Genomic DNA, 26,443 nt, shown 5'->3' with positions numbered 1-26,443 from the left:
GGTATATGCAAGTCCAACCTTGCAAAGATGAAGCAATGATAATAGGTTTTTTGAAAAATTCAAGGCAAAAAAAAAGCCCCAGGATATGGGGCTTTGAACAGATTAGTTCTAAGGGCAAGATAACAAAGTATTTTCAGCAATGCTCCAAAGATCCCGATTTATTTTGATATTTTGATCAATTGCTTTAATTTGCCGGCTTCGAGCGCGTCGCCAGCGTCCTTTCTCATCCTGTCTGTAGCCAGGCAATCCTCCTTTGATAAGGTTCTCTTGAACGACATTTAAAACAGAAAATAAATCACGTTTCATGTCTTCACGTCGCCTTGGAGTTAACAGAGTTTTTGCCTCGATGACCAGGTTATCATCCTCACTAAAACGAAGAGCATGCGCCTGTTGAGCAAAATCCAGAAGCCTCTCATTGGTTAATTGAATCTCCTCCATTTGCTCCACAGCATCAAGCATTCTGTGAGACGACTCAACAACTTGATAGGTTCCTTCAATGACGTTTCTAATAACATCACCTTGATGTCTAACACGCACTTCATTGTAGTTTTTACCGGCAACCATACCATTGGTGCACACCTGACGATACAGTCCTGCCATCAAACGATACGAGGACATGCCATCGTGAGAGTTGACCAATACCAGTTCAGGAAATAAACCGCCATCCTGCTCGTGATAGTTTCTATGTCGAAATCGGACCATGTGTTTTGCAAAGGCCTTCCTTTCTTCATGTCTACTCGCTGATTGTGTTGCCTTGGTTGGATAAAACCCTTCCTGAAGCAATACATTAATGATGTCAGAAGTGGCAATTGGCTGATATCGCTCACTGGTATGTTCAGCAGCTCCTTGAGTAAATAGCGAAGGGGCTGCTTTATAAAGTTGTTCTGTTGTTAAAATATTCATTATGTTCTCCTGATTCAAAGAAAAAGGAGCAAGTCCCTAATGGGAGTCTTGCTCCCATTAGGGTTATTAAATTACTTTAATTAATTAAACTGGATAGGCTATACCCACAAAGACAAGTGAAGCAATTATCAATTGCCTGCCTGTCGGTGCTATTAAGGTACGATTCGACTAAAAGCTCCGACTGTTTCTCTGTTGGCTCTTCATCCTCTAATACAGCTGCGGTAATTTTCTCAATTAAATTCATGATGTTTTCCTTAAAAACAGTCAAAAATCCATCCCTTTCAGGATAGATTCCTGCAAGGGTTATGCTAGAGTATGAAACGTTTTAACCAATCGTTCATGCAATGTTTCTATGCATTCCGCGATGAATACACCTGGGTAGTATTCAAAAGGCTGCCAAAAATCTATTGCATCGTCATCAGTCCCTAATTCATCATTGTTTAACCGATTGATAAGGGTTGAATATTCAATATCATCGGGAAAATAACTGAGGAAAGTAGATGCTGCTGTCAGTTCAAATGGATTCATTTTAAGTGGTTCTCCTTAAGTTTTAAAAAAGGAGTTGTTCCCAAAGGGATAACTCCCTTCGGGATTAATGAAACAATTAAAAAGGAACTTCTTCACATTCCAACATCGAGTGCATTTGAGCTAAATACTCTTCTGGTGTTGGTTTATCAGTTTGCTCGGGTAGCTCTTTGGGTTTTGCGTTATCAAGTAACTGTATGGTTTGCACCACAATATTGATTGATTGGCGTTTAACACCTTCTGTATCAGTCCAGTTATTTGAGCGCAATTTGCCCTCAATATATACCTGACTGCCTTTTTGCAGGCGTTCCACAGCTAAAGTTGCTAATTTTCCAAAAAACACCAGATGATGCCATTCAGTAATGGTTTCCCATTCGCCATTACGGCGATAGGATTCATTCGTGGCAAGCGAGACTGAAGCAACAGGTTGATGTTCCTTTGTTTGGGTACTTCTAGGTGAATGACCCACGTGACCGATTAATTGGACTTTGTTTAATACTGCCATTTTAGTTCTCCTTTAAATGTAATTAATAAAAAATCGCACAATCGGAGAACTCCCGCACAAGGCAGAAGTTTTCCGATTGTGCGGATTAAAACGGGTAAAACAAGTAACAGGGTTAATCCTGCTTCCTAGACCAACTGTATGGAATGGTTCGTTGTGGTATTCCTTGCAATTATTCCATTCAACGTTCGAGCGCCAATTTGAAGTTGTGCTATGTCTTCTGCTGATATTTCATGCTGATAGGCATGAAGTTCAGCTATAGAGCGCAATAAATCAAAAAAGACTAAATCAGTTCGAGTGCATTGATTGGTGTATTCTGCAAAAGATGTTTGTTGCATGGGTTCTCTCCTTAGATTTTGGGAAATACCCTTGCCCCATGAGGAAGTGTGATTTCCCCGATGGGTTACAAACCTTTAAATAGGTTTAGTGATTGAAATGAATTAATGCTGAAAGATAAGCGGCTAATGAAAGACCGACTGTGATGATTGTACCAATCATCCAGCGTCTTGATGCCAACAACTCACTCCTGTTTTCACGCAGTTGCTCATTGTAGGATTTCATTCGCTCATCGAACTCGCGACGCTGTTCAACAAGTTTTTTATCTTGCTCAACAAACACTTGTCTGACGGCTTCACTTAACATGTTATCCACCTCATCAATACTATAAATGTTGTGAATTTCTATTTGAGTCAGTGTGGAAAAAAATCCCTCTGATGACTCTTTAGAAAACCCACTCACTTTAAGAATCTTAGCATATTTTAAGGTATCTGTCTGAATACGCACGACCATTTCTCCTGTAAAAGCCAGAGAAATAGTCAGCAAACGCTGAGTTCTTCTCCAGCGTAAGCCTACGTCATTCACCTTTTTTTAAACATGGTTGAATAACCCAAATTGTTAAAGAATATATTCTCAAAATGGGTTTGTCTGATAGGTATCAGACAATGAATTCAAACGGGTTCAAAACAAGATTAATTGCTTTAATGAAATAAAAATAAAGGAGTACACCTCTATTGTTTTAATAGGATTCAATATTTGTGTATTGAATTAAGGTATATCAGGTTCCCGACTAAACGCTCAGCTACAGTGATTGGGGAATTAGGGTAGCAAGTCACAAGACCGAAGAGTTCGGTTTCACCAGAATTACACTGGTTCATCAGTTGTGTTTTCTGTTTATTATTCTACTAAAATCAGTTAATAAATTCTACAAAAAATGATGAATTAACCACAATAAATTTTATGAACATTAGGCTTAGGAGCAATGCTGACTTTTTAATGGCACTTAACGTAAGTAGTATTGATATTATGTAAAGTATTAAAGCGGTTAGGTCTTGATTTTATTGGACTTCATCGAGTTACTTTACATAATCACTAACCGCAATAAATTTTAGTTACGGACAAGCGGGAGTGGCCTAATTCTCTAGAAATAATCTGTCTGGCACGTATGTCCCAGTCTTGTTCTTTTTGTGATAACTCTTTAAAAAGTTTTCCTCCTGCAATTGGTGGCAAAAGCCCTTGTTTGTTTTCATCAAACCAGCAGGTCAATTCGTGATAACGACGCTGTGCATAGGCATGACGAAGCCCATGTAAATTAGAGAGGCCTAATTGAGCTGTAATCGTTTTATAATGTCCCACCTGTTCTTTATAGGACTTCTCTGGTGGTATCAACGATTGTCCAGGACGGACTAGCTGGCTGATTCGATTAAGCCATTGTCGCTGTTCCTCAGTCCTTATTTTAATAATCCGGCCTATACCACCTTTGGTCCAGCTGGGTTGGATATTAAGATAGTTTCCTTCATAAGCCTCACTCAAGGTAAATTTAAGTGATTCTTCACGCCTAAATCCAAATAATGCCTGGCCTTCAAGAGACAAGCGTATGTGAGCATCGCAGCACTGTGAAAAATCAATATCAGTAATGGCTTTATTGACTGAGGGGACGTAAGAGCGACTTTCAATTTGATAAGCAGTGTTTTCTGATTTGATAAGTTCTGGAGTGCCTAGTTGTATTGCCATTTTACGCAGTTTGGCCATGTAATTTTTAATGGTAGCTGGATTTTTCCCCTGGCTTTTCCAATGTTCTATTAAGGCATGGACATGCCGTTCTTTAATTCCTTTGATATGCCCTACTTTAAAGCCCAGCTCATGTAAGTCTTTAATGCAACGCACCAGCATGACACGCGTATCTGCTCGAGTATTGAAGGATGAGATCCTCATCTGTTTCACCAGATGATGAATGGAGTAAGTAGCACTTCTCAATTTTGTTTTACTCATGGATCGTGTTCCAAAGAGGACTGGTTTTATTAATATTTGTTTCAGTAATCACTATTTTTTTTGCATCTGATTTGCTGTGGTTTTTACATAAATGATCAAAGCGTGATTTAGCATATAAATATCGATAGCTCACCTGCGTAGGGAGTTTTAAGGCACTTAATGCAAATTTATAAGCAAGGCGTAAATGATGTTCGCCAAATTGTTGATGCAGGCTCTTTTTGTTTTCCGTCAAGGTGACTAACTTAGTAATGATTATTTGTTGCTCTTCATTAATAATGGGTATCAGGCGATCTTTGCGATTAGTGCTGATTTCTCTAGTAATCCAAAGTTCATTTTCATGAATGTGGATGGCTGGTACAAGAAACATGGATTCAAGGAGTGTGAGACCAAATTTGGCTTGTAAAGCAAATAATAGATAAGCAATGGGCTCGTTGATTGCATTTAAAATGGTGTCGCTATGAATTTCTGGCCTCATGTTGTTTCGTGGTTTTACAAGACTCAATGATTGATTGTCTATACCCTCTATAGTGTGATTAATTTTATTTAAAAAATAGCGCAAACAAACCAGGTAATTCATAATGGTTGCCGTTTTTAACCCTTTGTTTTGCCAATAGCTCACTAACTTTTTAATATGTTCTGTTGTGAGTGCATACCAGGTTATGGGAACGATACGCGCTGCAAACAAATCGTCAATGATTCGATTCATCGAAAAAAGGCGAACCTGTCTTGTGTTCAATGATCCCTGGTTGTCCTGTTTCAGATATTGAATCATGGTTTGGGTTAATTTTTGCTTTCTGCTCATTGGCTTTAAGTTCCTATTAATGTCACTACGCTTACCCAGGATTTTGTTTAGTGTTATTCGAGCAGCTCATATAAATGATGCTTGGTAAGGACCACTAGGCTCGATGCGGGGGTAAACCCGTAGTTACTTCTTTAATCGATACTACACTTCGTTTTAAAGTCTTATTCTCCTTATACGATTCTTGGTTTAAAAGTCACAATTTCAGATTACGCCATTTGTTTAATCAAACGCTCAGTAAGAGTGTTCAATGCTTCTTCAGTCACTAAACTATTAATCAATTTCTTAAAGGTTGGTCTCATTTCAGTTGCTTGTTCTACGGTTTTTTGGACATTCATCAAACGTTCAAAGTTTTCCTGACTTAATAGATACTCTTTTTTATCCTGCATCTCATCAACGGTGCTCAACATGTCGCTATTACTAACTTCACGGGTGTTATTACTCATAGAGTTCTCCAGTTAAAATTTTAAAAACAAAAAAAGCAAAGTCATTTAATCCATTGCTTCACAATACAAACCATCAAAAATTTCAGTGTATTAATTCACAACACAAAAAAATAAATGTAATGGGTCAAAAAGTCACAATTTATAGTCAAAGTTTTTTATTCAAATAATTAATAAGTTATTAATCATTCAAGAGGTTCAACGAGGTGCAGAGCATTGCGTTGATTAGGATAGGTCAACATGTACGACATGTTGTTAGTGACTAATTATTAAAATAATTAGTTTTTTTAGGTCCTGAAGATTCAGGTTAATTTTGGTTCCCGACTAGGCGTCCGCTACAGAAGTTAGGGAATTAGGGTAGCAATTCACAAGACCAGGTTAACTTGGTTTCATCCGGCTTTCACGGATTCATCAGTTGTGATTGAAGTTAGTGTAGCAAAGGCCTGCATATCTCACAATCCAATCAAGGGATTTTTGCTGGATTTTTTACATTTATTTGAGTGCATTTTATGCGCATTTGAGTAATCGCTTTTAAAATGTGACAGAGTTTTCAAGGATAGCCCTTGAAAACTCTGTTGTTTGATGCAGCGAATCGCTGCGTCACTGGCAGTAAAAGGCCAGTGACGCAGCGGGCAAAGCCCGGGAACAACGTCTCCTTCCAGAGGCTAAAAAGGTGCAGCAATTTAAAATGATGCTGCAAGGGTAGTATGTTATTTCTTGCAAAATGAATAGCATGATGACATATAAAATCCTGGGGATTCGCCTCATTTGTGAATGGTGCAATCCATTATTTTTAAGAGTGGAATTATGGAGAAAACAGCTGAAATAATTCGGATGGAATCCATCCTGTATTACGACTTCGTCTAATACAGGCTACACTTGGTTTCTTCTGGCTTAGGAGCCGTCACAGTTACTTGTTTGGCCAAATCATCCATTCCTTCTGTCACAAAATCGAATCCGTCATCACCAGGAATTTGTTCTTCTTTAACAGTTCCGAATTCTAAAGGACGAAATATATAGGCTGTTTTGAAACCACACTGTCGCGCTGCTTCAAGATCATATTTATGTGAAGCCACAAGCAAAATTTCTGAGGCCTTTAATTTTAATACTTTTGCGGCACTTTGATAGACTAATGGATTGGGCTTATAACACTGAACTAATTCACCAGATAAAATAATATCCCATTCAAAACCAGCATTTTTGGATAAATCCTCCAGCAATCGAATATTTCCATTGGAAAGTACACCAATGCTGAATCGCTCCTTCAGCTTGTTGATTCCCGAAGGAACATCCGGCCATGGTTCCAGTCGATGCCAAACCATCCACATCTGCTCACGCTCTGGCTCGGTAAATTTATTAAGGATTTGATAGTGCTCTAAAGTTTTATTTAAAGCGATTTTATTGAGTTCATCAACTGTTGCAAAAGGACGTGTACCTTCGCTGATTTTTGTCATGTTTTCGGAATACGCATTGACCCAGAGACCTATAAACTCCTCGCAGCTCACATTGGTTATTTCTTTTTCCTCAAACAATACAGCAAATTCTCTAATCATTGTTCCACGCCAATCAACCAATGTTCCGAACACGTCAAACGCTATAAATTTAATAGAACCTTCAGGGGAAGGGAGTGAACAATCGTCATTTTTTATTCTCAACTCTGAAAAAAATCCATCACGTTTCGCGAAACCACCAAAACCCACAGAGGAAATGATATCTCTGCGACTTAAATCTTTTTCAAATAAAACATCCTTCAACGTATTCGTCTCCTGTACAATTAAAACAAGGATTATCCTGCCTCAACCCTATCACTGATTAATAGCTTTTCTGACAAAAAATAAAAAAACAGGTTTTCACTCTGTTATTGAACATGAATCAAATTCAGATTATAAATCGACTCTATTATTCACCGCAAAACTGGTCATACAATTTATGTGGCTTTTGGTGTACTCTGGTACACCTCAGTATCTTCAGAAGCAATCGTGTTATCATTGCCACTCTTGAGTTCAACCAACTGATGTTTAAACATGGTTACAACACAATGATCTATTTTATCTGCTTTTAATTCACCGTCACTTTTAAACAGAACACCGATTATTGGTGCTTTTGCCAATACTGAACGTATCGATTCGATAAATGAATCCCCATTAGGTGCCTGTTTGAGAATACTCTCCCCCTGTTTAAACTGCTCTGGAAAACTCAGTAACGCTTCATTGGTATCAGGCTTATTAAGAGAGTTCATTAATTTTCCCAGTACCTCATGTTGTTGAGGAAATAAATGAGAATCTCCCAACGTCGCCTGAAAATCAGTACATTACTTTTACAATTGATTGAGGGGAGCAAGACTCAACCTGCCTCGCAAAAAAATATCGAGACAGATTGAACACGAGTTATTCTTAAGAATTTGAACTACTGATTAGCCTTTTATACCAACAGGAAAAATGATATTGATCGAATTGTTGGATTGCCATTGAACAGCGCCACCCTTACCGTTTGTCAGATTATACGCTACACCAAACCGTGGCTCTACCGGATTATTACTTGCATAGTTGCAGGTGACTTGCCCTGTTGTGCTGTTGTAACTGGCTGATTCATTGTAGTAGTTCACTAGCTGAGATGGAACCTCATGAGCAAGTGAGATGGACTTAAAATAAATTGGATTATTTTGTGACAGAATATTTTCCACTCCATAACCAGCAATATAATCTCCAAAATGGGTGATGACATTTGGATTTCCCTGAGTAGCTGGGCAATAAATATCCACTACTAGTCCTACTGGGCCTGCATGGATAACAGGAGAAAACGTAATGGTAGACAGTAATAATATAGAATATACCAGACTGGATTTTTTCATCGAAATTCCCTCTTTCGGTTGTTTATTTATAGACTGATAAGACCTAAAGATCTGCTAGTCATGACTTCATGAATGAAATCATCTTACTGAATCGTTTCAGTAAAGGCATACAGAGAAAAGGCACCAGGTTAATCATGTTTCAGGACCTGTTAATTGTCAATAATCATTTATTCTCAGGATATTCAGCTCAAAGACTTTCATTAATAAAAACTGGCTTGACAGACCTTTAATAATTTATCTAGACAGTACGACAGAATTTGTATTCTAATGTCATAACTGACTCAAAGCAGGCAAAGGAATTATGATTTTTAAAAGGATGTTCTATCTCAGTATATTATTGAGCATTTGCTTTATACAGGCAGCTCAGGCAGAAGAAACAGATCAATTCACCCTTCCCCCTGGCGAACTGCAAGACATCGGACCAGCGGCAAGCAGCAGACTGTATGAAGTTCTCGAACAGATAGTAACTCAAACCAATTCGGAAATTCGAATGTTGCTGCCAAGAGCCAAGAACAGTCGGCTTGCTGCTGCAAAATTGGCATCGCGCCGTAAGGATTCCTATCTCGTTGATTTAATTTATGACAAAACAGGTCCCGGTTTTCCACGCTGGATGCGTTGGAGTCAATTACCAGTGGACATCAAACCCATGCAATATAAAGAATTCAGACCTTGGAAAACGGTTTACTGGCTCGTTTTCTCGCAATCGCCCTTATTTATTATTGGCCTGGCACCAACAATCAATATGTACGACTATTATTTTGGTACTGACAAGTTGGGGCATTTTTTCATGATGGGGCATACCTACTATAAAATTTATATGTTCTATCTGAATCACTGGAAATCGGCTAAAAAAGCCCATGCTGCTATCGTAACCTATGGTCAATTCCTGGAGCAAACCTATTTAGGCACCTTGATTAATGGCGTTTATTCCAATGGTGATTTAGCGGCAAATTACGCGGGTTGGAAATTTTACATGAATATTGGTCATCCTGTTAAAATTGGAAGTAAAACACTTCCCCCAATACTGGTTTTCAACAACAATCAATGGGAGTTTTCCAAACACGTCACCAGGGAGAACCTGTTGAAACCTTATATCTCGGATAATCTGAATGAAGCGTATAACCCCTGTCGTTACTCGTTTATGCGAGGCCAAATTCGCAGACAGATTAAAAAGCGCTGTGGCGAATGGATTGAACGCATAGGCATTACACAACAAATTGTTGAATCAAAACTTGAAGAAACTCGTCTGTGGCATGGAGAAAACTACGGTCACTGGCTTCCTGCAAGCAATGCGGTAACCCTCAATGCCTGTTTTGGAGGCAGCTAGAACAGAGTATAAAACCATAATCCTGTAACCGCTGTTGCGGCTTTTAATCCAAATGCCGCATTTTAGTGGTTGCAGCCACTTAAATCCCGTATAAAAATTGGGGTTTATGTCACTTAATTATCGTTCAAAGGATTTATTTCTTCATCCACCTGATTCTGCAGATCTTCAATAAACGCCGATACTTTTTCAATTTCTTCAAAACTGGCAATGTGATACATTGCATCGCCTTCATTAACCAATGGCAAATTAGTTTTACCTATAACAATTCCATTAAATGGTGCTTTTACAGTAATGGTCTTATTCATTAAAAAAGGATCATGAATATACCCAAGTGGGTCATCTTTTTTCACCGCTTGAGCAAGATCAACAATGGGTTGCACTAATCCGCTTCCTGGCGCGCGCGTCCAACTGCTGGTTTCAGTAATTACAGGTTCATATTTCTTCCGTTTGCTGGTTTTAGGCTTGGCAATCATACCCAGTAAGGTTAACACTTTAAGTATTCCGCGCACCCCCATCCGAATGCATAATTCATTAAACCTTAATGCCTCTCCACCTTCATAAACCAGGAGCGGAATACCTAACTCACTTGCAGCCTCCCTAAGTGAACCGTCACGTATTTTCGCATTGAGAATTACTGGTGTATCAAACGCTAAAGCCAGATCCCTGGCACCGGGTGTTTCCAGATTGACGCGCAATTGTGGCATGTTAATACGACCAATTGCGCCAGTATGCAAGTCAATCCCATAATTGCATTTGACAACCACTTCATTGATCAGGATATCAGCCAACCTTGCAGCAAGAGATCCCGATTTGGAACCTGGAAACGCTCGATTTAAATCCCTTCTGTCTGGCAGATAGCGAGATTGCAATACAAATCCAAAAATATTAGCCACAGGGATTGTAATTAACGTACCGTGTAGATGCTTCAATAAAGAATGATGATGAACTCGCCTAATGATCTCAATACTATTCAGTTCATCGCCATGAATTGTTCCGATGATAAACACTTTGGGTCCGGCTTTTTTCCCATGAAACACATGAACTGGGATATCCATGTTGCTCTGCGTATAAAGACTTGCTGAAGGCAAGGTCACACAAGCCCTGGTTCCCGGTTTTATTATTTGACCTGCAATTTCAAACGGAATATTTTGCATGGTATTTATCTTAAAGATAAAAATTATAAACTAAGTGTAGCAAAATAAATCAATTATTGGTGAATAGTTAAACGCTTAGAAGACATCCTGACATTGTTCCATAATAGTCAACATCTTAAAACGAGTACTCCCTATATTTCCTGTTTACTTAATGATGTGTCAGCGCTTAGAATACCCACCTCGATGCGGCTACCACTCACTTTGCATCATTTTTTATTCTCTTCATAAGGAAATACTATGTCTATTACCACTACCAAGATCGTTCGATTTCATAAAACTGGCGGTCCTGAAGTATTAAAATTGGAGGAAATGTCATTACCTGAACCCGAAGCTGGAGAAGTACGATTACGTGTACATGCAATCGGTTTAAATCGGGCTGAAGTGATGTTTCGCCTTGGACAGTATCTTGTAAATCCGCAGTTTCCATCCAAAATTGGTTATGAAGCCTCCGGTGTTGTTGAAGCAGTAGGCCCAGGAGTTGATAAAGGATTAATTGGTAAAAAATTCAGTTCTGTCCCTTGCTTTGATTTAGGTCAATACGGTGTCTATGGGGAAGTGGCCATTTTACCCGCGTACGCCCTTGCAGAATATCCAGAACACCTATCCTTTGCTGAGTCAACCTCAATCTGGATGCAATACATGACTGCTTATGGCGCTTTAATTCATTATGGCAAGATCACCAAAGGCGATTATGTTTTAATCACCGCAGCCAGTAGTAGTGTCGGAATAGCAGCGATTGAGATTGCACGAGCTCAAGGAGCCATCAGTATTGCGACCACTCGAACTCAAAAGAAAAAAGCCGAGTTATTAAAACTTGGAGCAGACCATGTCATTGTAACTAATGATGAGGATTTACCCGCTCGTGTACGCGAGATCACCTCGGGTAAAGGTGCTCGAATTATTTTTGATCCGGTGGCGGGAAAAGGTATAGAAGTTCTTGCAGAAGCAGCTGCACCCAAAGGAATCATCTTTGTTTATGGTAATTTATCAAATGAACCCATGCCCTATCCACTTTTTACTGCTTTAGCCAAGGGCATATCCATCCGTGGTTACACATTATTTGAACTGTCATCAGTACCTGAGCTGCGCAAAGAAGCAGAACAATACATATTCAACCATTTAAAAAATGGCACGTTTAAACCCAATATAGCCAAAACATTTGCCCTGGAAGATATCGTTGACGCTCACCATTATATGGAATCCAATGAACAAATCGGAAAAATTGTAGTCACCGTATAAATAATCTAAGTCATTTATCTTATCGGTCAAAGTACCGTTGGGTCACCCCGACCCATGGCCGTCAAATCAAAAGCCCGGATGAAGCACAGCGAAATCCGGGAGGCCTACGCGCAGCATGGTACCTTTTTAATCGGTGCCCGCTTCGCGGGACTTCCCGGATTACGCGCTTCGCACTTCATCCGGGCTACATTAAATACAGATATCAAATGTAGCCCGGATGAAGCACAGCGAAATCCGGGAGGCCTATGCGCAGCATAGTACCTTTTTAATCGGTGCCCGCTTACCGGGACCGTTGAACGCATTCTCTACTGACAAAAACTGTCAGCATCGAGTAGTACACTGGGTTCGATCATAACAACACTATCAGGACTTAAGAAAAACGCCCAATCTCTTCGTTAAGAGCATGTTTTTGTAATCCTGAATAAATTAAAGAGGACACTACTATGTTCGAACCAAACGCCATTGTACTTTATGTTGATAATCCTGCGATAAGCAGCACATTTTATCAGGATTTACTGAAAATAAAGCCGATAGAAGCCTCACCTGGATTCCATTCATTCACTTTATCCAATGGTATGAGTTTAGGTTTAAAGGCGATACACACGGTTATCCCAACTACAGATAATAGAGGTAGTGGTGAATTGGCCTTCACAGTCGATAATCACAGGAAGGTTGATGAATTATTTGCAGAATGGCAAATGAAAGGAATTAACATTGCTCAACACCCAACGCTCCTGACTTATGGTTATACTTTTTTAGCTCTGGATCCTGATGGGAATCGACTGCGCGTTGTCTCCCTCGAGTCATCATAAAAACTCAATATAGAAGGATCCAATCTTTATTTTATTTCTTGATTCTAATCCGCCTACGTCCCTAGGGATGTAGGTTTTTCATAACCTTATAACAGGTTACAAGTAGCAAACGAGCTAACCTTTTTACATTCAAAATGTGGCATAAATACTGCAATTATCAATCAAATATCAACAACCCCTGATATTCCAAGCACTAATCTGCTAAATTATAAGTTAAGACTGGATCTCAGGATCGCGCGAACAAGTCCGGGGAGTTCCTCAGTTTTTATACGTAATCCTCGCGAAAGCGGGGATCCATGCAAAAAGGTGGCATTGTGCTAAGTTTTAGGATGAATCCCCACTTTCGCGAGGATGACGCATAAAAAAAGAGGAGCTATCAGGAATAAATCGAGGAGCGTTGGGAATTAATTGACAACTCGCTCTAATAACCAAATTATGGTGTATTATTTTCTTAACTTATTGAGAACATGATGGCAGATATATTATTTATTTTATCTACAGTACTGTTTTTTTATCTTTGCAAGGGTGTAATCAGATTTTATGATTCATTATCATGGAGCAAGTGATGGATATTTATTGGATCAGTGGGCTAATTACTTTAGGATTACTTATCTATCTATTCATTGTTTTATTTAAACCCGAATTTTTTTAGCCTTCATACAGGGAATAGATTCTATGATTTCTGAAATGAGTATTGCACAAATTACTCTCTATCTTGTTGTGCTTCTATTATTGGTTAAGCCTTTAGGCTGGTATATGGCTATGGTTTATCAAGGGAAGTTCACTAAACTCAATCGTATTGGCGGCCCTGTTGAACGATTTATATTCAGGCTTTGCGGCATTAATCCAAATCAGGCTATGGATTGGAAACGCTATTTATCAGCAATGCTTCTTTTTAATTTACTTGGTCTATTGACCGTCTACCTTGTACAGAGACTTCAAGTGTATCTTCCGTTAAATCCACAAAATTATCCACCCCCCTCACCTCACTTAGCCTTTAATACAGCAGTAAGTTTTGCTACAAATACTGATTGGCAATCTTATAATAGCGACTCAACCATGAGCTATTTGACCCAAATGTTTGCCTTTACTTCGCAAAATTTCCTCTCTGCAGCGACGGGGATGTCATTACTCGTCGCTTTAACACGCGGAATTGTGAATCATGAACGTACTGATCTCGGCAATTTCTGGGTAGATACACTTCGTGGAATACTCTATATCCTCTTGCCTCTGGCATTTATTTTTTCGTTAATTTTGGTGTCACAAGGTGTCATACAAAATTTAAAGCCCAATCAAACCGTTAATTTGATCGATCCCTTTAATTATACGCAAGCTAGTAATAATTCCTTGGCACAACCCCTAATGGAAGGTACTAATCCAAGTACAGAGAGCATTAATGTGAAGCAACAAGTTATTCCAATGGGGCCTGTTGCATCTCAAATAGCAATCAAACAGTTAGGAACAAACGGAGGCGGCTTTTTTAACGTCAATTCAGCTCATCCCTTTGAAAATCCAACCCCACTAACCAACTTTTTAGAACTATTGGCGATCCTGCTTATTCCAGCCTCTTTGTGTTTCACCTTTGGCATGATGGTTAATGATAAACGTCAAGGTTGGGCTATCCTGACTGCGATGTACATTATGTTTATTCCTTTTATTTTTGTTGCAGTGTATTCAGAGCAATCAGGAAATCCTGCATTGACTGCAATTGGAGTTGACCAGGTAAGACAATTAAATGGATTTCCCGGCGGCAATATGGAAGGAAAGGAAACCCGATTTGGGATTGTCAGTTCCGCTCTATGGGCTACAGCAACAACAGCCGCATCAAATGGCTCCATTAACTCAATGCATGATTCCTATACTCCAATTGGTGGCATGGTACCCTTATGGATGATGCATCTGGGTGAAGTTGTTTTTGGTGGTGTTGGTTCAGGTTTATATGGAATGTTCATGCTGGTTATTATTACCGTTTTTATTGCTGGTTTAATGGTTGGAAGGACACCCGAGTATCTAGGGAAAAAAATAGAGCCTTTTGAGATGAAAATGGCTGCAATAGCAGTGTTGATAATGCCAGTAACCGTACTTCTTGCTACTGCAGTAGGATCAGTTACCCAGATGGGAACCAGTTCCATAGTAAACCCTGGCGCTCATGGTTTTAGTGAAATCCTTTATGCGTTTACTTCGATGGGAAGTAATAATGGCAGTGCATTTGAGGGCCTGATCGCAAATACTCCTTTTTATAATATATTAGGGGGTACGATGATGTTAATTTCCCGTTACTGGATTGCCATTTCCGTCATGGCTATTGCCGGCTCACTGACTCGTAAAAAACTAACAATCAGCAGTTCAGGAACACTCGCGACACATACGCCCCTCTTTATTTTTCTTCTTCTGGGTGTTCTTATTCTTATAGGCGCACTTTCATTTCTTCCAGCACTGGCATTAGGACCAATTGCTGAACAGTTGATGCTTGGGGGATATTATGGACAATAAATCAGGCCACTCCATGTGGGACATCAAAATTATAAAGCAAGCGGTATGGCAATCCATTTTAAAATTGGTACCTCAAAACCAAATCCGCAATCCGGTAATGTTTTGCGTTTATATTGGCTCCATATTAACAACTTTGCTATTCTTTCGGTCAATTACAGATCAAGGCGAATCTTCTCCTGGATTTATTTTAACCATTGCTTTACTCCTTTGGATTACCTTACTTTTTGCAAACTTTGCAGAAAGTATGGCCGAAGGACGTGGAAAAGCTCAGGCTCAGTCATTACGTAAAGCACGCAGGGAAATTCAAGCAAAAAAACTCTCCAAACCATCCCGAGAGGGCAAAATTACTTTAGTTCAATCCGCTCTTTTACGTGCAGGCGATATTGTATTGGTTGAAATGGGGGACTTCATTCCAAGTGATGGAGAAGTGATTGAGGGTATTGCCTCTGTTAATGAAAGTGCTATTACCGGCGAAAGTGCGCCTGTAATCAGAGAGAGTGGCGGAGATCGCAGTGCCGTTACCGGAGGTACACAGGTTATCTCCGATTGGTTAATTGTACGTATCACCTCAAATCCCGGAGAAACTTTTTTAGATGGAATGATCGCTTTGGTCGAAGGCGCAAAAAGGCAAAAAACACCCAATGAACTTGCTCTGACGATTTTGCTTGCTACGCTTACCATTATCTTTTTATTGGTATGTGCGACCCTTCTTCCATTTTCTATATACAGTGTTCATTCAGCCCATGCAGGCCAGGTTGTAACTATCACCGTTCTGGTAGCCTTATTTGTTTGCCTGGCGCCAACCACCATCGGAGGATTGCTTTCAGCGATTGGGATAGCTGGAATGGATAGAATGATTCAGGCCAATGTGATTGCCATGTCGGGGAATGCCGTAGAAGCAGCCGGTGATGTTGATGTCTTATTGCTTGATAAAACAGGGACCATCACCTTGGGTAATCGTGAAGCCATAGAATTTATACCTGCAGACGGAGTGGACGTAAAAACATTAGCGGATGCGGCACAATTGGCATCACTTGCTGATGAAACCCCCGAAGGAAGAAGTATCGTCATTTTGGCAAAAAAGAAATATGGGCTGCGTGGTCGAGAACTGACGCAGCTTGGCGCGACCTTTATTCCCTTTGCTGCAGAAACACGTATGAGTGGCGCTAATTTACCGGGTCGTCAAATCCGTAAAGGAGCATCCATTGCAATTGAAGAGTACCTTGAAGAACTTGGTAGTCTTTTACCGACATCTGTTCGAAGCAGTGTCGATCAGATCTCACGCAAAGGAGGAACTGCTCTGGTAGTGACCGAAGGAAACAGAGCTTTGGGCGTCATTCACCTGAAGGATATTATAAAAGGCGGGATTAAAGAACGCTTCATGCAATTACGGCGAATGGGTATAAAAACCATCATGGTCACAGGCGATAATGAGCTTACAGCCGCAGCCATTGCCGCTGAGTCTGGAGTGGATGATTTTTTAGCTAATGCAAAACCCGAAGACAAACTGAAACTGATTCGTCAATTACAAGCCAAAGGCAACTTGGTTGCCATGGCTGGTGATGGAACTAACGATGCTCCGGGACTAGCACAGGCTGATGTAGCTGTAGCAATGAATACCGGCACCCAAGCTGCAAAAGAAGCCGGCAATCTAATCGATTTGGATTCCAATCCAACCAAACTGATTGAAATAGTTGAAATTGGCAAACAATTATTAATGACCAGAGGAGCGCTAACAACATTTAGCATCTCCAATGATATTGCAAAATACTTCGCCATTCTCCCTGCGGCATTTGCAACAACTTATCCGGCCTTAAACGCATTGAATATTATGCATTTAGCCACTCCAAAGAGCGCTATTTTATCTGCTGTTATTTTTAATGCGCTGATTATCATTTTTCTAATTCCACTCGCTCTTCGTGGAGTGAGATATCGACATGTGGAAGCGTCCAAACTGTTGCGATCTAACGTTTTGATTTATGGTTTGGGCGGTTTAATAGTTCCGTTTTTCTGCATTAAACTCATTGATTTTATTTTAACCGGATTAGAGTTGGTATAAGGACACACTATGTTTAAAGAAGCTGTCAGACAAATAAGAACAGCATTTATTTTACTTGTACTATTGACTGTTTTAACGGGATTAATCTATCCGCTTATAGTAACCGGATTAGCGCAATTTTTTTTCCCATGGCAGGCCAATGGAAGTATTATTACGCACAATGACACGCCTGTAGGGTCCTTGCTTATTGGACAATCGTTCACCTCTCCAGGTTATTTTTGGGGTCGCCCCTCAGCAACCAACCCTTTTCCCTATAACGGAGAAGCGTCATCAGGATCGAACAGCGGACCTTCAAACCCGAATTTTTTATTAACCGTAAAAGAACGGGTAACCGAACTGAAAAAATATGATGTGCAACAAGACAGCTTGGTACCTGTTGATTTAGTCACTGCCTCTGGAAGTGGTCTTGATCCTGAAATTAGCCCCCTGGCTGCGATGTATCAAATACCCAGAATTGCTAAAGCCAGACAAATTCCGGTACAAATACTTGAGGATCTCGTACAAAAACATATACAAAATCGTACTTACAATCTATTAGGCGAACAACGTGTTAATGTTTTACAGCTAAACCTGGCACTGGATAACTTAAGGATTAGTCATGGTCAATCAACGCCTGAGTCCTGAACAATTATTACAGCAGATCAATGAAGAAGAACTGAAAGAACGGCGAGGTAAACTTAAAATATATCTTGGAGCATCTCCCGGTGTAGGAAAAACCTACTCGATGCTCCATGATGCGCTTGAAAAAAGATCCAAAAACCTTGACGTGGTTGTTGGTGTCGCTGAGTCTCATGGCCGAGTTGATATCAATGCCATGTTGGAACAGTTAGAAATAATGCCGCGCCAAACCATCAACTATCGAGACAGAGAATGTCAGGAGTTCGACCTTGATGCTGCGTTGAAACGCCACCCAGGCTTAATTTTAGTAGATGAAATGGCCCATACCAATGTTCCAGGCTTACGCCACGAAAAAAGATGGCAGGATATCAAGGAACTGCTGGATAAAGGCATCGATGTTTACACCACCCTGAACGTGCAGCATATTGAAAGTTTAAATGATGACGTTGCTCGTATAATTCAAGCGCCTATTAAAGAAACGGTACCTGATTCAATGATAGAACGAGCGGATGCAATTGAACTCATTGATATTCCACCCGAAGAATTATTAAAACGACTGCACGAAGGAAAAATATACTTTCCCAAACAGGCAGAACTTGCTGGCGAACATTTTTTTCGAAAAGGCAATTTGATCGCATTGCGCGAGTTAGCGTTACGTATCACAGCTGCCCGTGTTGGGTCTGATGCACAGGTATATAGGCATGATGCAGGAATAAAGGAAATTTGGGCAACAAATGATAAAATTTTAGTCTGCGTGGGTCCCCGGCCTGAAGTGCAAAGCTTGATTCGTTCTGCAAAACGTATAGCAAACAGCTTGCAAGCCGAATGGATTGCAGTCTATGTCGATACCCCCAAACTACGTTCATCCTCCCAACAAAGGAATAGTGCCATTCAAAATTTACGTCTGGCAGAACTTTTGGGCGCTGAAACCTATGTTTTAACAGGTTTTGACATTGTAAAAGAAATTATTAATTTTTCCCGTGAACAAAATGTCACTCAGATTATTATCTGGAAACATGTCTTAAGCCGCTGGCAAAGCTGGTTTCGTAGAAATCTCTCAGATGAAGTAGTACGTCAAAGTGGTGATATTGACGTTTACATTATTACGGGGGAAGAAACAAAATCCCAACCGGTAAAAAGTACCATACCGCATAGTTTTTCATGGAAATCGTACGGAATCTCGATTGGCATTGTGGCCTTTGTTACTGTCACCAATATCCTGATTGAGCCGGTCATGACCTCCAGTAATTTAGTCATGATGTATTTATTGGGTGTAACCGTTACTGCCCTGTGTGGGCAAATAGGACCTTCAATCCTGGCCTCTGTCCTTAGTGTGCTTTCTTTTGACTTTTTCTTTGTCCCCCCGGTTAATAGTTTTGAAGTATCTGATGTTGAATATTTTTTCACCCTGCTTGTGATGCTGCTTATATCGCAAATTATTAGTAATTTAACCATACTTGCACGTCGTCAGGCAGAGTCATCACGCATTACCCAAAGTCAAACGACAGCACTCTATACTTTGAATCGACAACTAACCAGAACACGGGGAGTTAATCACATCATAGAATTAGGCACCAATTTTATTGCCAAGGTTTTTAATAGTGATGTTCTGATATTAATCCCTATTAATGACCGGCTTATGCCCTCCTCCGATGATCTATCTCAGAACTCTCTAGATTTAAAAGAGTACAGTATCGCCCAATGGGTTTATGAAATGAAACAACCAGCAGGATTAGGTACAGATACCCTGGCATTCTCAAACGCATTATATCTTCCGATTATGTCTTCCGTTGAAACCATTGGTGTTTTAAGAATTCAACCCAAAGATGGGCATCTCTTTACCCCAGAACAAATGAAACTGTTGGAGTCGTGTATTAATCATGTCTCTTTAGCTTTGGAAGTGGATCGATTACAAGAAAAGGAACGAAGAAAAGATCTGGAAAAGGAAACAGACAAAGCCCGTACGGCCTTACTCCAGTCAATTGTTCATGATTTAAGTTCCCCGCTCAAACAAGTGATCAAAGCAGTCAATAGTTTAAAAAAAATCGAAGGGGCAAAAGTCAGAATTATTGAAGAACATATCGATTATGAAATTGATAAACTCAACAGATTAAACACGAATCTTCATCTAATTATTCAATTAGAGGCGGAGAAAATACCATTTAATAAAACGCCCTCTTCCTTAATTGATGTCATTAATTCTGTAATCGAATCCTCAAAAAACATACTCAAAGAAAGAACGGTGCAAACCAACATTCCTGAAAACCTTCCGCTTGTACTAGTGGATCAACACATGATAAAGGAGGTTTTTATTCACTTATTTGATAATGCTATTAAATATTCACCTCCAAAGACTCCTATTTATATTTCGGTACATATTAAGGACTACCAGCTGGTTGTCAGTATTGAGGACTTTGGATCCGGTATTGCTCATGAAGAAAAAAGTAAATTATTTAAAAAATTTTATCGGGGCAAGGGAGTCCTTACTGAACATGGGCTAGGTTTGGGTTTAGCAATCTGTCAAAAGATTATCGCGGCTCACGATGGCCAAATTTGGGTTGAAAATGTTGAAAACAAAGGAGCGGCATTTCGTTTCACCCTTCCGATCGTTAAAGATTAATCTTATAGACAGCCCAAGGTCTGAGTTTTTTAAAAATCACGACCACACACATTAACCCTTAACCTTCCGCATCATGCTCAAAACGATGATAATTCAGTAGCCTAACTATATTTTAGGTCCAGATACATTGACTTCCTCAAACATTCTCTCCAATTCAGTGATGGAGTCTGTTTGACTTTTGAAAAAACTTCCCAACATTAAAGGACTCTGTCGGGTCTTAAGCAACTGATACTCATATGAGTCTCTTATCCGTTCGATATAATCCGGCAAAAGTTCTTTAGGACAATCATTTAATTTTATCGCCAACTCGTTGAGGATCGCCATTTTTAAGCGTTCTCCCTTATATCCATAAAACGTATCACTACCTATCATGACAGGATGATTATCAATTAGTTGCCCAACCACTAACCCTTCAGCATACTCCAGTGTGTCATGACCCGCAGAATTTTGAACCCGTATATATCTGTTCTGAACATTGGAAAAGTTAAACAGATAGTTGCCGCACCTCAGCATCTGCAAAATGTGTATTTCATTTTTAAGCAATTGATTATTAAGGAATGATTCGCCCGCCACTTCATCTTCGACTAAAATCTTCATCTCAATTTTATTGAGTATCTTTTGACATAGTTCATAAAAATCACGCAGTGCCTGTCTTGTTGGCAGGCGATGTTCACTTTGGGTCAATTTTCCTATGATTTCAGTATTAAGTGCATCGCGCGCCTGAATAAACAAAGGGGTAGCGCGTGATTCTGACGTTGGAAATTGGCAATATAGTTCTTCATATTTGTATTTAAGCCAAAGATATACTTCGAGTACGCTGCGATTTTCGAGGCCTTCTTTCAACTCATCAAGAAATTTCAGATCATCAATACTTTTCATAATCATATACCCCGGAATATTTATAATATCCTATAATACGAGTTTAGTTTAACTAACGATCATTTAGGTATTTTATTTATCAAACCCATGGCCCCACAAATATCTTTCACCGTTCGATCCAAGTTATCCCCAGGATTGATTATTTTTTATGCAATTTTATATAATACGGTACAATTGATCCGTTGACTTATATTTTGGATAATGATTGGAAAATAAAAATTCAATTGCACCTGCTTTTATAATCATCGACTGGATAATCTGAATAAATTGTTCCTGTTTACCTTCAATAACGAATTTGCAATAAAAAGTAATTTCTTCAATTATAGCTCATTGTGCAATGAGCTATTGGGGCACACATAAACCATCAAATAATCCCTTTACAGTCCTTGCCTCAATGATATTAGCCATTTAGATAGAATACTGCTGCGCTTGGATTCATTGGTTTTGGTACCCAATGGGAATGAAGTTTTTTTCACTTATTTGATAATGCCATTAAATATTCACCTCCAAAGACTCCTATTCATATATCGGTATGTATTAAAGACTACCAGCTGGTTGTCAGTATTGAGGGCTTTGGATCAAGTATTGCTCATGAAGAAAAAAGTAAATTATTTGAAAGATTTTATCGGGGCAAGGGAGTCCTTACTGAAAATGGCCTAGCTTTGTGATTAGCAATCTGTCAAAAGATTATCGCAGCTCACGATGGCCAAATTTGGGATGAACATGTCGAAAACAAAGTGGCGGCATTTCGTTTCACCCTTCCAATCGTTAAAGACTGATGTTAAAAAATTAACAATCTTTGGTCAACTCAATGGATGCTATTTGAATTATCAGACGCATCTTTTTCCTGAAGCTGCTCTGTATTCTCTGAATCTCTCATACCAAATACAGAATCCTTGATTCTTTTTTGTGCGCCTTTCTGTTCGGTATCCATTATGGTACTTCCATCAGGAGTGCTGCTTATTGAGATAAGCTTTGTAAAGGCGTTCAGTGCACTAGTAAACATCGTTTTTAAAAATTGGGTAAAAGGTATTAAAGATTCAATAAATGTCATTGAGGATTTATCCCTTAAGACTATACCCGTGTTAGCCTCAGGAGCCGTTTTCTGTACTGTTGTCTCAAGGCCTGCTTTTTCTTTCAATAACTCAATACAGCTTCTATTTCCAGTTGCAATTGCTTTGGGTATAGCCTTAGCGTCAGTTATCAAACCTGGAATATCGATGCCAGGATTATTTTTTTCTATCAAGGAAATGACTTTTTCTATGCATTCGGGATTATTCGATTTGGCAGCTAACTGCAAATATCTTTTTTGAACATAAGGGTTCTGGATGTATTCATCGAAACGTTTACCAATATCCTCATCCTTCAGTAGACGCTCCAAGGCTTCGATCCTTCCTTCTTCTATAGCATTTACACATGCTTTATCGTATGTCGAAGTCACAAAACCAAATTCCAGTCCAACCATTCTGTCTTTATATTCAGGCCGCAATAAAACCTCAATGGCGTCCAACCGATTATGCTTCGCGGCTCGAGCCAAAGCCATGTCTGAACCGGTTACTCCCAAATCAAACAAAACTTCAATCATGCGTACATCATTTTGCATTGCAGCAACAGACAACTGATCAAAGTTTGAAACATTAACATCAATCATTCGAGTTAGAAAAGCCGGATCTTCTTCCATTAGACCTTCTACTAACTCCGCTTTGTCCGGAAATCCATAACTTATTTGTTTATCAGGATGGGCCATGACATTTATGGTTAATGGCATCTGGGTTAATGGTTGTTTATTTCTATCAGGACCAAAACTATCACTTGCTAACAAATTGGCAAGTTCCTCACCATTATCACAGATCATTATTTTTCTATCGTTTGGATCATAAACATGAAATTGCCCATCGATTACTGATATCGCAATAGTATGTTTGAGTGATGAGATAGTCCATGACGTTTCATTGGCCTTCATTTGTTCAAAGATCTTCGACCATTCTTCCGTTTTGGCAATCAACCCAAGATTGTATACTTTTTGCATGGGTTTTGAGATGAGAGCACCAGTCAATTTACCATCAGCATCTTTAACCGGTATAGAAACCCCTAATAAACTCACGCTATCATCCTGAGCATAACGCTTGTCAAACTCCTCTGGCAATAAAGCAAATATTGCCTCGCCAATAAATTTATTAATCTGGCTGTCGCTGATCTCACCCGACTCATTGAATTGTTGTGTTCCTTCAGCTATCTCGCCTTTTTTAATTAAAGCAATTGCACCCGCTTTTTTAATAATCGCCTGGATAATTTTAATAAATTCATCCTGTTTTCCTTCAATAACGTATTTGCAATACACAGAGGACAAACCATTACAAAGTCCGTTATTGTCGGCTTTTAGTTGTATTTTCCCTTGATGCTGCAAATAGGCATTAATCATTGGAATTAGATGGTATTGATCCATACCGATGACGTCATCGTATCCCAATGGTATTTCTTTATCGTTAGGTGTATTCACAATGATATTAATAGAGTAATAATCTCAAGTATAGCTCATGATGCTGGAGCTATGCCGGCACTTCGATATAATGAAATAGAAATTACCGAATAGTCTCTTTTCAGTCACTGCCTCTTGCTATTGGCAATTTAAATTGTATTCTGCGGTGCGAGTATGTGTTTGTTTTGATACCTCATGGGCATGAAGTTTATAGAGATAAAATGCTACGGTTTCGGTTAATAAACCTTCACTAAAACATTCAGCCATGTCTACCGGATCAGTTGTTAAATAAGTATCTAAAATTTCTTTTTCTTTATTGCTATAAGAAAATAATTGATTTCTGGCATAGGAATTTCCATGTAAAGAATATTGCCCTCTGTTATATTTAGGGTAGTCTGGAAGTTCCTGATATTGTTTTTCGTAATCAGAATGCGTTAATAATGGTTTAAGTTGTCTTAAAGAACTGGAAAGAACTCGTTGATCTTCTTGATTCAAACGGGGCAGACTCTCGAAAGACCTGGCAATAAACTCATTCAATTTCACGCCGCGAAAATTCTCATTGTTTATGATTAATAGTTCAAGGAACTCCAGGCGTCTTATCATTAATTTGTTATTTGTATCAAGCAAAAACTTGAAATCGATCTGGGCGCGTTCTTCAATCGTTGCCTCTGAAACGGTAGAACATAACTCGTATAAACATCTTAGCAGAACAAATTGTTCATTTCTGCTTTGCATGTGCTCAAATAACCTCTGCCAAATAAACTGAAAGAATTGGTTTTGCTGCTCCATGGTGAGTTGATGTAGAAAAGCTGACAACACAATAAGAGCGGTTGTAACACTCATTGGAGGTATGTATTCTTCATCCAGAAGGAACAATACAGTTTCTTCTATCAAAGATTTAACAGTTGGGGTATCCGATATACGATGAAGTGCTTCTTCGATCAAACTGTTTGCTGACTGTGTTTGTACCATTGTTGCTAATATATAATACACATCAGGGCATGATAAAAAGTTGTAACAAAAAGCCGAATCAAAATGTTCTTTAAGGCACGTTGGCTCTTCCAGACTAAGATAAAATGTACGATTTAAGAGAAGCAAGACATAATAACGATAGGCAAGATTCAGTTGCGTTGATAATTTATTTTCTAACAGAGGTAGCAAAAATTGAGCTTTATTATCCAATTCAGGATGAGCAACCCAATATCTTAAAATATTGGTCTGTTTCATCCGTGCTGTAGGGGTATTTTCCGCAAAAAATGTTGATGCGGCCTCTTGATTAGTAACAAGATGTTGAAAGAACAGGGGTAACGCAGAACTGGGCATTCTAATCCTTTAGCAATACTGTAATTGAGATCAATTCAATTCATCGATTAATTTAAAACTATGGCATTTTTAGCCCCAAATATCCAGATCCTTAACTGTTCTCGTAACTTAAGGAATCAAGACCTATAAGACCAAACAAAAGAACTTCGTCAAAAACCCATCCTTGAAATGACCTTCCATTTCAATTAAAGTGACCTTCCATTTTGTGAAACACCAAAGAATAACAGGAATACTATGAGCGCAACGAATGAAATGATGATTAAAGACCAATGGCAAATCATATCCGATTCTTTATTAAAAATTGCCCAGCTTGCAGAAAATAACACTCAAGTTATGGGCACGCTTATGCTTAACATAATTTCCAGCATTGGGGCGCTAGCAGAAAACACTTCACAAGGCGCATCTGCTGCTCTTTATTCCGAACTGGAAGCGTTTGCAAAAAGCAAAAACCCAAAGAATGCGGCAAATTCTGCCAATCAATCATTTACGAGTACCAATATTGCGGATGATGATTATTACTCTGCCATGAATTATATAGGTCAAAATCTCGTAGGCACTTTATTTAAGTCAATCAATGAACTTCCTGCACCGCTTCGTACACATGAAATGCTGTTAAGCGGAATCGAAGGCATGCTTGGTAATGTGCTCCATCAAAAATTTTCAACGAATGCTCATGAGAAACTGGACGGTTTTTATAAACACATTCGCATGCATCTTAATGAGCTGGGACATCGCCCAATAGAAACCGTATAAACCAGGATCAGGATAGTTCAGCGTCCTTCAGATTGATCCTGACAGGTTCTCAACTCATTGGGAACTTCTCAATACAGCAGGAAGTGGCATCATCCTGAACGCAACGAAGGATCTCCAAATGCAGGCACAATACCACATTCAGGAGATCCCTCATTGTATTCGGGATGACGTAATTCTTTGAATTGAGTCGAAGTGACCTCATCCTGAACGCGACGAAGAATCCCCAAATGCAGGCACAATACCCCATTCAGGAGATCCCTCACTGCATTCGGGATGACGTAATACTTTGAATTAAGTCGAAGTGACGTCATCCTGAACGCGAAAAAGAATCCCCAAATGCAAGCACAATACCCCATTCAGGAGATCCTTCACTGCGTTCAGGATGACGTAATTCTT

The 26,443-nt window shown here is 39.4% G+C and carries 27 protein-coding genes and 1 pseudogene; 11 read left to right on the top strand and 17 right to left on the bottom strand.

Annotation, left to right across the window (positions count from 1 at the left end):
* Positions 1-108: 108 nt before the first annotated feature.
* The 12 genes from IZU94_RS00650 to IZU94_RS00595 all read right to left on the bottom strand — a co-directional run bounded on the left by IZU94_RS00650 (position 109) and on the right by IZU94_RS00595 (position 8,291).
* Entirely contained in the window at positions 109-903 is a 795-nt protein-coding gene (locus IZU94_RS00650; RefSeq protein WP_006871713.1) for a DUF932 domain-containing protein, read from the bottom strand.
* Between the two features lie 76 nt (positions 904-979).
* Positions 980-1,147 (bottom strand): hypothetical protein, encoded by a 168-nt coding sequence (locus IZU94_RS00645; protein ID WP_006871714.1) that lies wholly within the window; start codon positions 1,145-1,147, stop codon positions 980-982.
* Between the two features lie 59 nt (positions 1,148-1,206).
* Positions 1,207-1,431, bottom strand: coding sequence for a hypothetical protein (locus IZU94_RS00640; protein ID WP_006871715.1), 225 nt, complete (start codon positions 1,429-1,431; stop codon positions 1,207-1,209).
* 76 nt (positions 1,432-1,507) lie between these two features.
* Positions 1,508-1,933: a single-stranded DNA-binding protein gene (locus IZU94_RS00635; protein ID WP_028383803.1), complete on the bottom strand. Its 426-nt coding sequence runs from the start codon at positions 1,931-1,933 to the stop codon at positions 1,508-1,510.
* Between the two features lie 125 nt (positions 1,934-2,058).
* Positions 2,059-2,268, bottom strand: a complete 210-nt coding sequence (locus IZU94_RS00630) for a hypothetical protein (RefSeq protein ID WP_028383804.1) — start codon at positions 2,266-2,268, stop codon at positions 2,059-2,061.
* 85 nt (positions 2,269-2,353) lie between these two features.
* Positions 2,354-2,791, bottom strand: a complete 438-nt coding sequence (locus IZU94_RS00625) for a hypothetical protein (protein WP_369410890.1) — start codon at positions 2,789-2,791, stop codon at positions 2,354-2,356.
* A gap of 507 nt (positions 2,792-3,298) precedes the next feature.
* The gene (locus IZU94_RS00620; protein ID WP_203107364.1) at positions 3,299-4,198 is read right to left on the bottom strand and encodes a phage integrase N-terminal domain-containing protein; all 900 of its coding nucleotides are present in this window, start codon (positions 4,196-4,198) and stop codon (positions 3,299-3,301) included.
* A complete protein-coding gene (locus IZU94_RS00615) occupies positions 4,191-5,000 on the bottom strand; it encodes a phage integrase N-terminal domain-containing protein (RefSeq protein ID WP_203107362.1) in 810 nt (269 codons plus the stop codon). The genes IZU94_RS00620 and IZU94_RS00615 overlap by 8 nt, the downstream gene beginning before the upstream one ends.
* Positions 5,001-5,206: 206 nt before the next feature.
* Complete coding sequence (locus IZU94_RS00610; protein ID WP_203107360.1) at positions 5,207-5,443, bottom strand: hypothetical protein; 237 nt, start codon at positions 5,441-5,443, stop codon at positions 5,207-5,209.
* Positions 5,444-6,303: 860 nt separating this feature from the next.
* The gene (locus IZU94_RS00605) at positions 6,304-7,194 is read right to left on the bottom strand and encodes a haloacid dehalogenase type II (protein ID WP_203107358.1); all 891 of its coding nucleotides are present in this window, start codon (positions 7,192-7,194) and stop codon (positions 6,304-6,306) included.
* Positions 7,195-7,367: 173 nt separating this feature from the next.
* Positions 7,368-7,679 carry a hypothetical protein gene (locus IZU94_RS00600; RefSeq protein ID WP_203107356.1) on the bottom strand — a complete coding sequence of 104 codons (312 nt, stop codon included), beginning with the start codon at positions 7,677-7,679 and terminating at the stop codon, positions 7,368-7,370.
* Positions 7,680-7,853: 174 nt separating this feature from the next.
* On the bottom strand, positions 7,854-8,291 hold the full coding sequence (locus IZU94_RS00595; protein WP_203107354.1) for a hypothetical protein: 438 nt from the start codon (positions 8,289-8,291) through the stop codon (positions 7,854-7,856).
* A 301-nt stretch (positions 8,292-8,592) separates the two neighbouring features.
* Between IZU94_RS00595 and IZU94_RS00590 the strand changes: the two genes are divergently transcribed.
* Complete coding sequence (locus IZU94_RS00590; RefSeq protein ID WP_203107352.1) at positions 8,593-9,618, top strand: hypothetical protein; 1,026 nt, start codon at positions 8,593-8,595, stop codon at positions 9,616-9,618.
* Between the two features lie 113 nt (positions 9,619-9,731).
* On the opposite strand, the gene IZU94_RS00585 is transcribed toward IZU94_RS00590, so the two are convergent.
* Positions 9,732-10,772, bottom strand: coding sequence for a succinylglutamate desuccinylase/aspartoacylase family protein (locus tag IZU94_RS00585; RefSeq protein WP_203107350.1), 1,041 nt, complete (start codon positions 10,770-10,772; stop codon positions 9,732-9,734).
* A 237-nt stretch (positions 10,773-11,009) separates the two neighbouring features.
* Here IZU94_RS00585 and IZU94_RS00580 point away from each other — a divergent pair, with 237 nt between their 5' ends.
* The 8 genes from IZU94_RS00580 to IZU94_RS00545 all read left to right on the top strand — a co-directional run bounded on the left by IZU94_RS00580 (position 11,010) and on the right by IZU94_RS00545 (position 20,613).
* A complete protein-coding gene (locus IZU94_RS00580; protein WP_203107348.1) occupies positions 11,010-12,011 on the top strand; it encodes a zinc-dependent alcohol dehydrogenase family protein in 1,002 nt (333 codons plus the stop codon).
* A gap of 78 nt (positions 12,012-12,089) precedes the next feature.
* Positions 12,090-12,269: a hypothetical protein gene (locus IZU94_RS00575; protein WP_203107346.1), complete on the top strand. Its 180-nt coding sequence runs from the start codon at positions 12,090-12,092 to the stop codon at positions 12,267-12,269.
* Between the two features lie 185 nt (positions 12,270-12,454).
* The gene (locus IZU94_RS00570; RefSeq protein WP_203107344.1) at positions 12,455-12,823 is read left to right on the top strand and encodes a VOC family protein; all 369 of its coding nucleotides are present in this window, start codon (positions 12,455-12,457) and stop codon (positions 12,821-12,823) included.
* Positions 12,824-13,376: 553 nt separating this feature from the next.
* Positions 13,377-13,475: a K(+)-transporting ATPase subunit F gene (gene kdpF / locus IZU94_RS18390; protein ID WP_203107342.1), complete on the top strand. Its 99-nt coding sequence runs from the start codon at positions 13,377-13,379 to the stop codon at positions 13,473-13,475.
* A 23-nt stretch (positions 13,476-13,498) separates the two neighbouring features.
* Positions 13,499-15,316, top strand: a complete 1,818-nt coding sequence (gene kdpA / locus IZU94_RS00560; protein WP_238400270.1) for a potassium-transporting ATPase subunit KdpA — start codon at positions 13,499-13,501, stop codon at positions 15,314-15,316.
* A complete protein-coding gene (gene kdpB / locus IZU94_RS00555) occupies positions 15,306-17,375 on the top strand; it encodes a potassium-transporting ATPase subunit KdpB (RefSeq protein WP_238400269.1) in 2,070 nt (689 codons plus the stop codon). Before kdpA ends, kdpB begins: the two co-directional genes overlap by 11 nt.
* 9 nt (positions 17,376-17,384) lie before the next feature.
* Complete coding sequence (kdpC, locus tag IZU94_RS00550; protein ID WP_203107340.1) at positions 17,385-17,999, top strand: potassium-transporting ATPase subunit KdpC; 615 nt, start codon at positions 17,385-17,387, stop codon at positions 17,997-17,999.
* Positions 17,974-20,613: a DUF4118 domain-containing protein gene (locus IZU94_RS00545; protein WP_238400268.1), complete on the top strand. Its 2,640-nt coding sequence runs from the start codon at positions 17,974-17,976 to the stop codon at positions 20,611-20,613. Before kdpC ends, IZU94_RS00545 begins: the two co-directional genes overlap by 26 nt.
* A 105-nt stretch (positions 20,614-20,718) precedes the next feature.
* On the opposite strand, the gene IZU94_RS00535 is transcribed toward IZU94_RS00545, so the two are convergent.
* Positions 20,719-21,492, bottom strand: a complete 774-nt coding sequence (locus IZU94_RS00535; protein ID WP_203107338.1) for a hypothetical protein — start codon at positions 21,490-21,492, stop codon at positions 20,719-20,721.
* A 485-nt stretch (positions 21,493-21,977) separates the two neighbouring features.
* Here IZU94_RS00535 and IZU94_RS18070 point away from each other — a divergent pair.
* Positions 21,978-22,160, top strand: a pseudogene (locus IZU94_RS18070) (ATP-binding protein); the annotation flags it as partial.
* Between the two features lie 140 nt (positions 22,161-22,300).
* On the opposite strand, the gene IZU94_RS00525 reads toward IZU94_RS18070, so the two are convergent.
* Both IZU94_RS00525 and IZU94_RS00520 read right to left on the bottom strand, forming a co-directional pair.
* Positions 22,301-23,992 (bottom strand): hypothetical protein, encoded by a 1,692-nt coding sequence (locus tag IZU94_RS00525; RefSeq protein ID WP_203107336.1) that lies wholly within the window; start codon positions 23,990-23,992, stop codon positions 22,301-22,303.
* A 117-nt stretch (positions 23,993-24,109) separates the two neighbouring features.
* Entirely contained in the window at positions 24,110-25,294 is a 1,185-nt protein-coding gene (locus IZU94_RS00520; protein ID WP_203107334.1) for a hypothetical protein, read from the bottom strand.
* Positions 25,295-25,528: 234 nt separating this feature from the next.
* Here IZU94_RS00520 and IZU94_RS18065 point away from each other — a divergent pair, with 234 nt between their 5' ends.
* On the top strand, positions 25,529-26,047 hold the full coding sequence (locus IZU94_RS18065) for a hypothetical protein (RefSeq protein WP_238400267.1): 519 nt from the start codon (positions 25,529-25,531) through the stop codon (positions 26,045-26,047).
* Positions 26,048-26,136: 89 nt separating this feature from the next.
* Here the strand turns inward: IZU94_RS18065 and IZU94_RS00510 are convergent, their stop codons facing one another.
* A complete protein-coding gene (locus tag IZU94_RS00510; protein WP_203107332.1) occupies positions 26,137-26,403 on the bottom strand; it encodes a hypothetical protein in 267 nt (88 codons plus the stop codon).
* Between the last annotated feature and the right edge of the window lie 40 nt (positions 26,404-26,443).

Source organism: Legionella bononiensis, from assembly GCF_016786215.1.
Classification (GTDB): domain Bacteria; phylum Pseudomonadota; class Gammaproteobacteria; order Legionellales; family Legionellaceae; genus Legionella; species Legionella bononiensis.
This window is presented reverse-complemented; position numbering and strand designations above follow the sequence as displayed.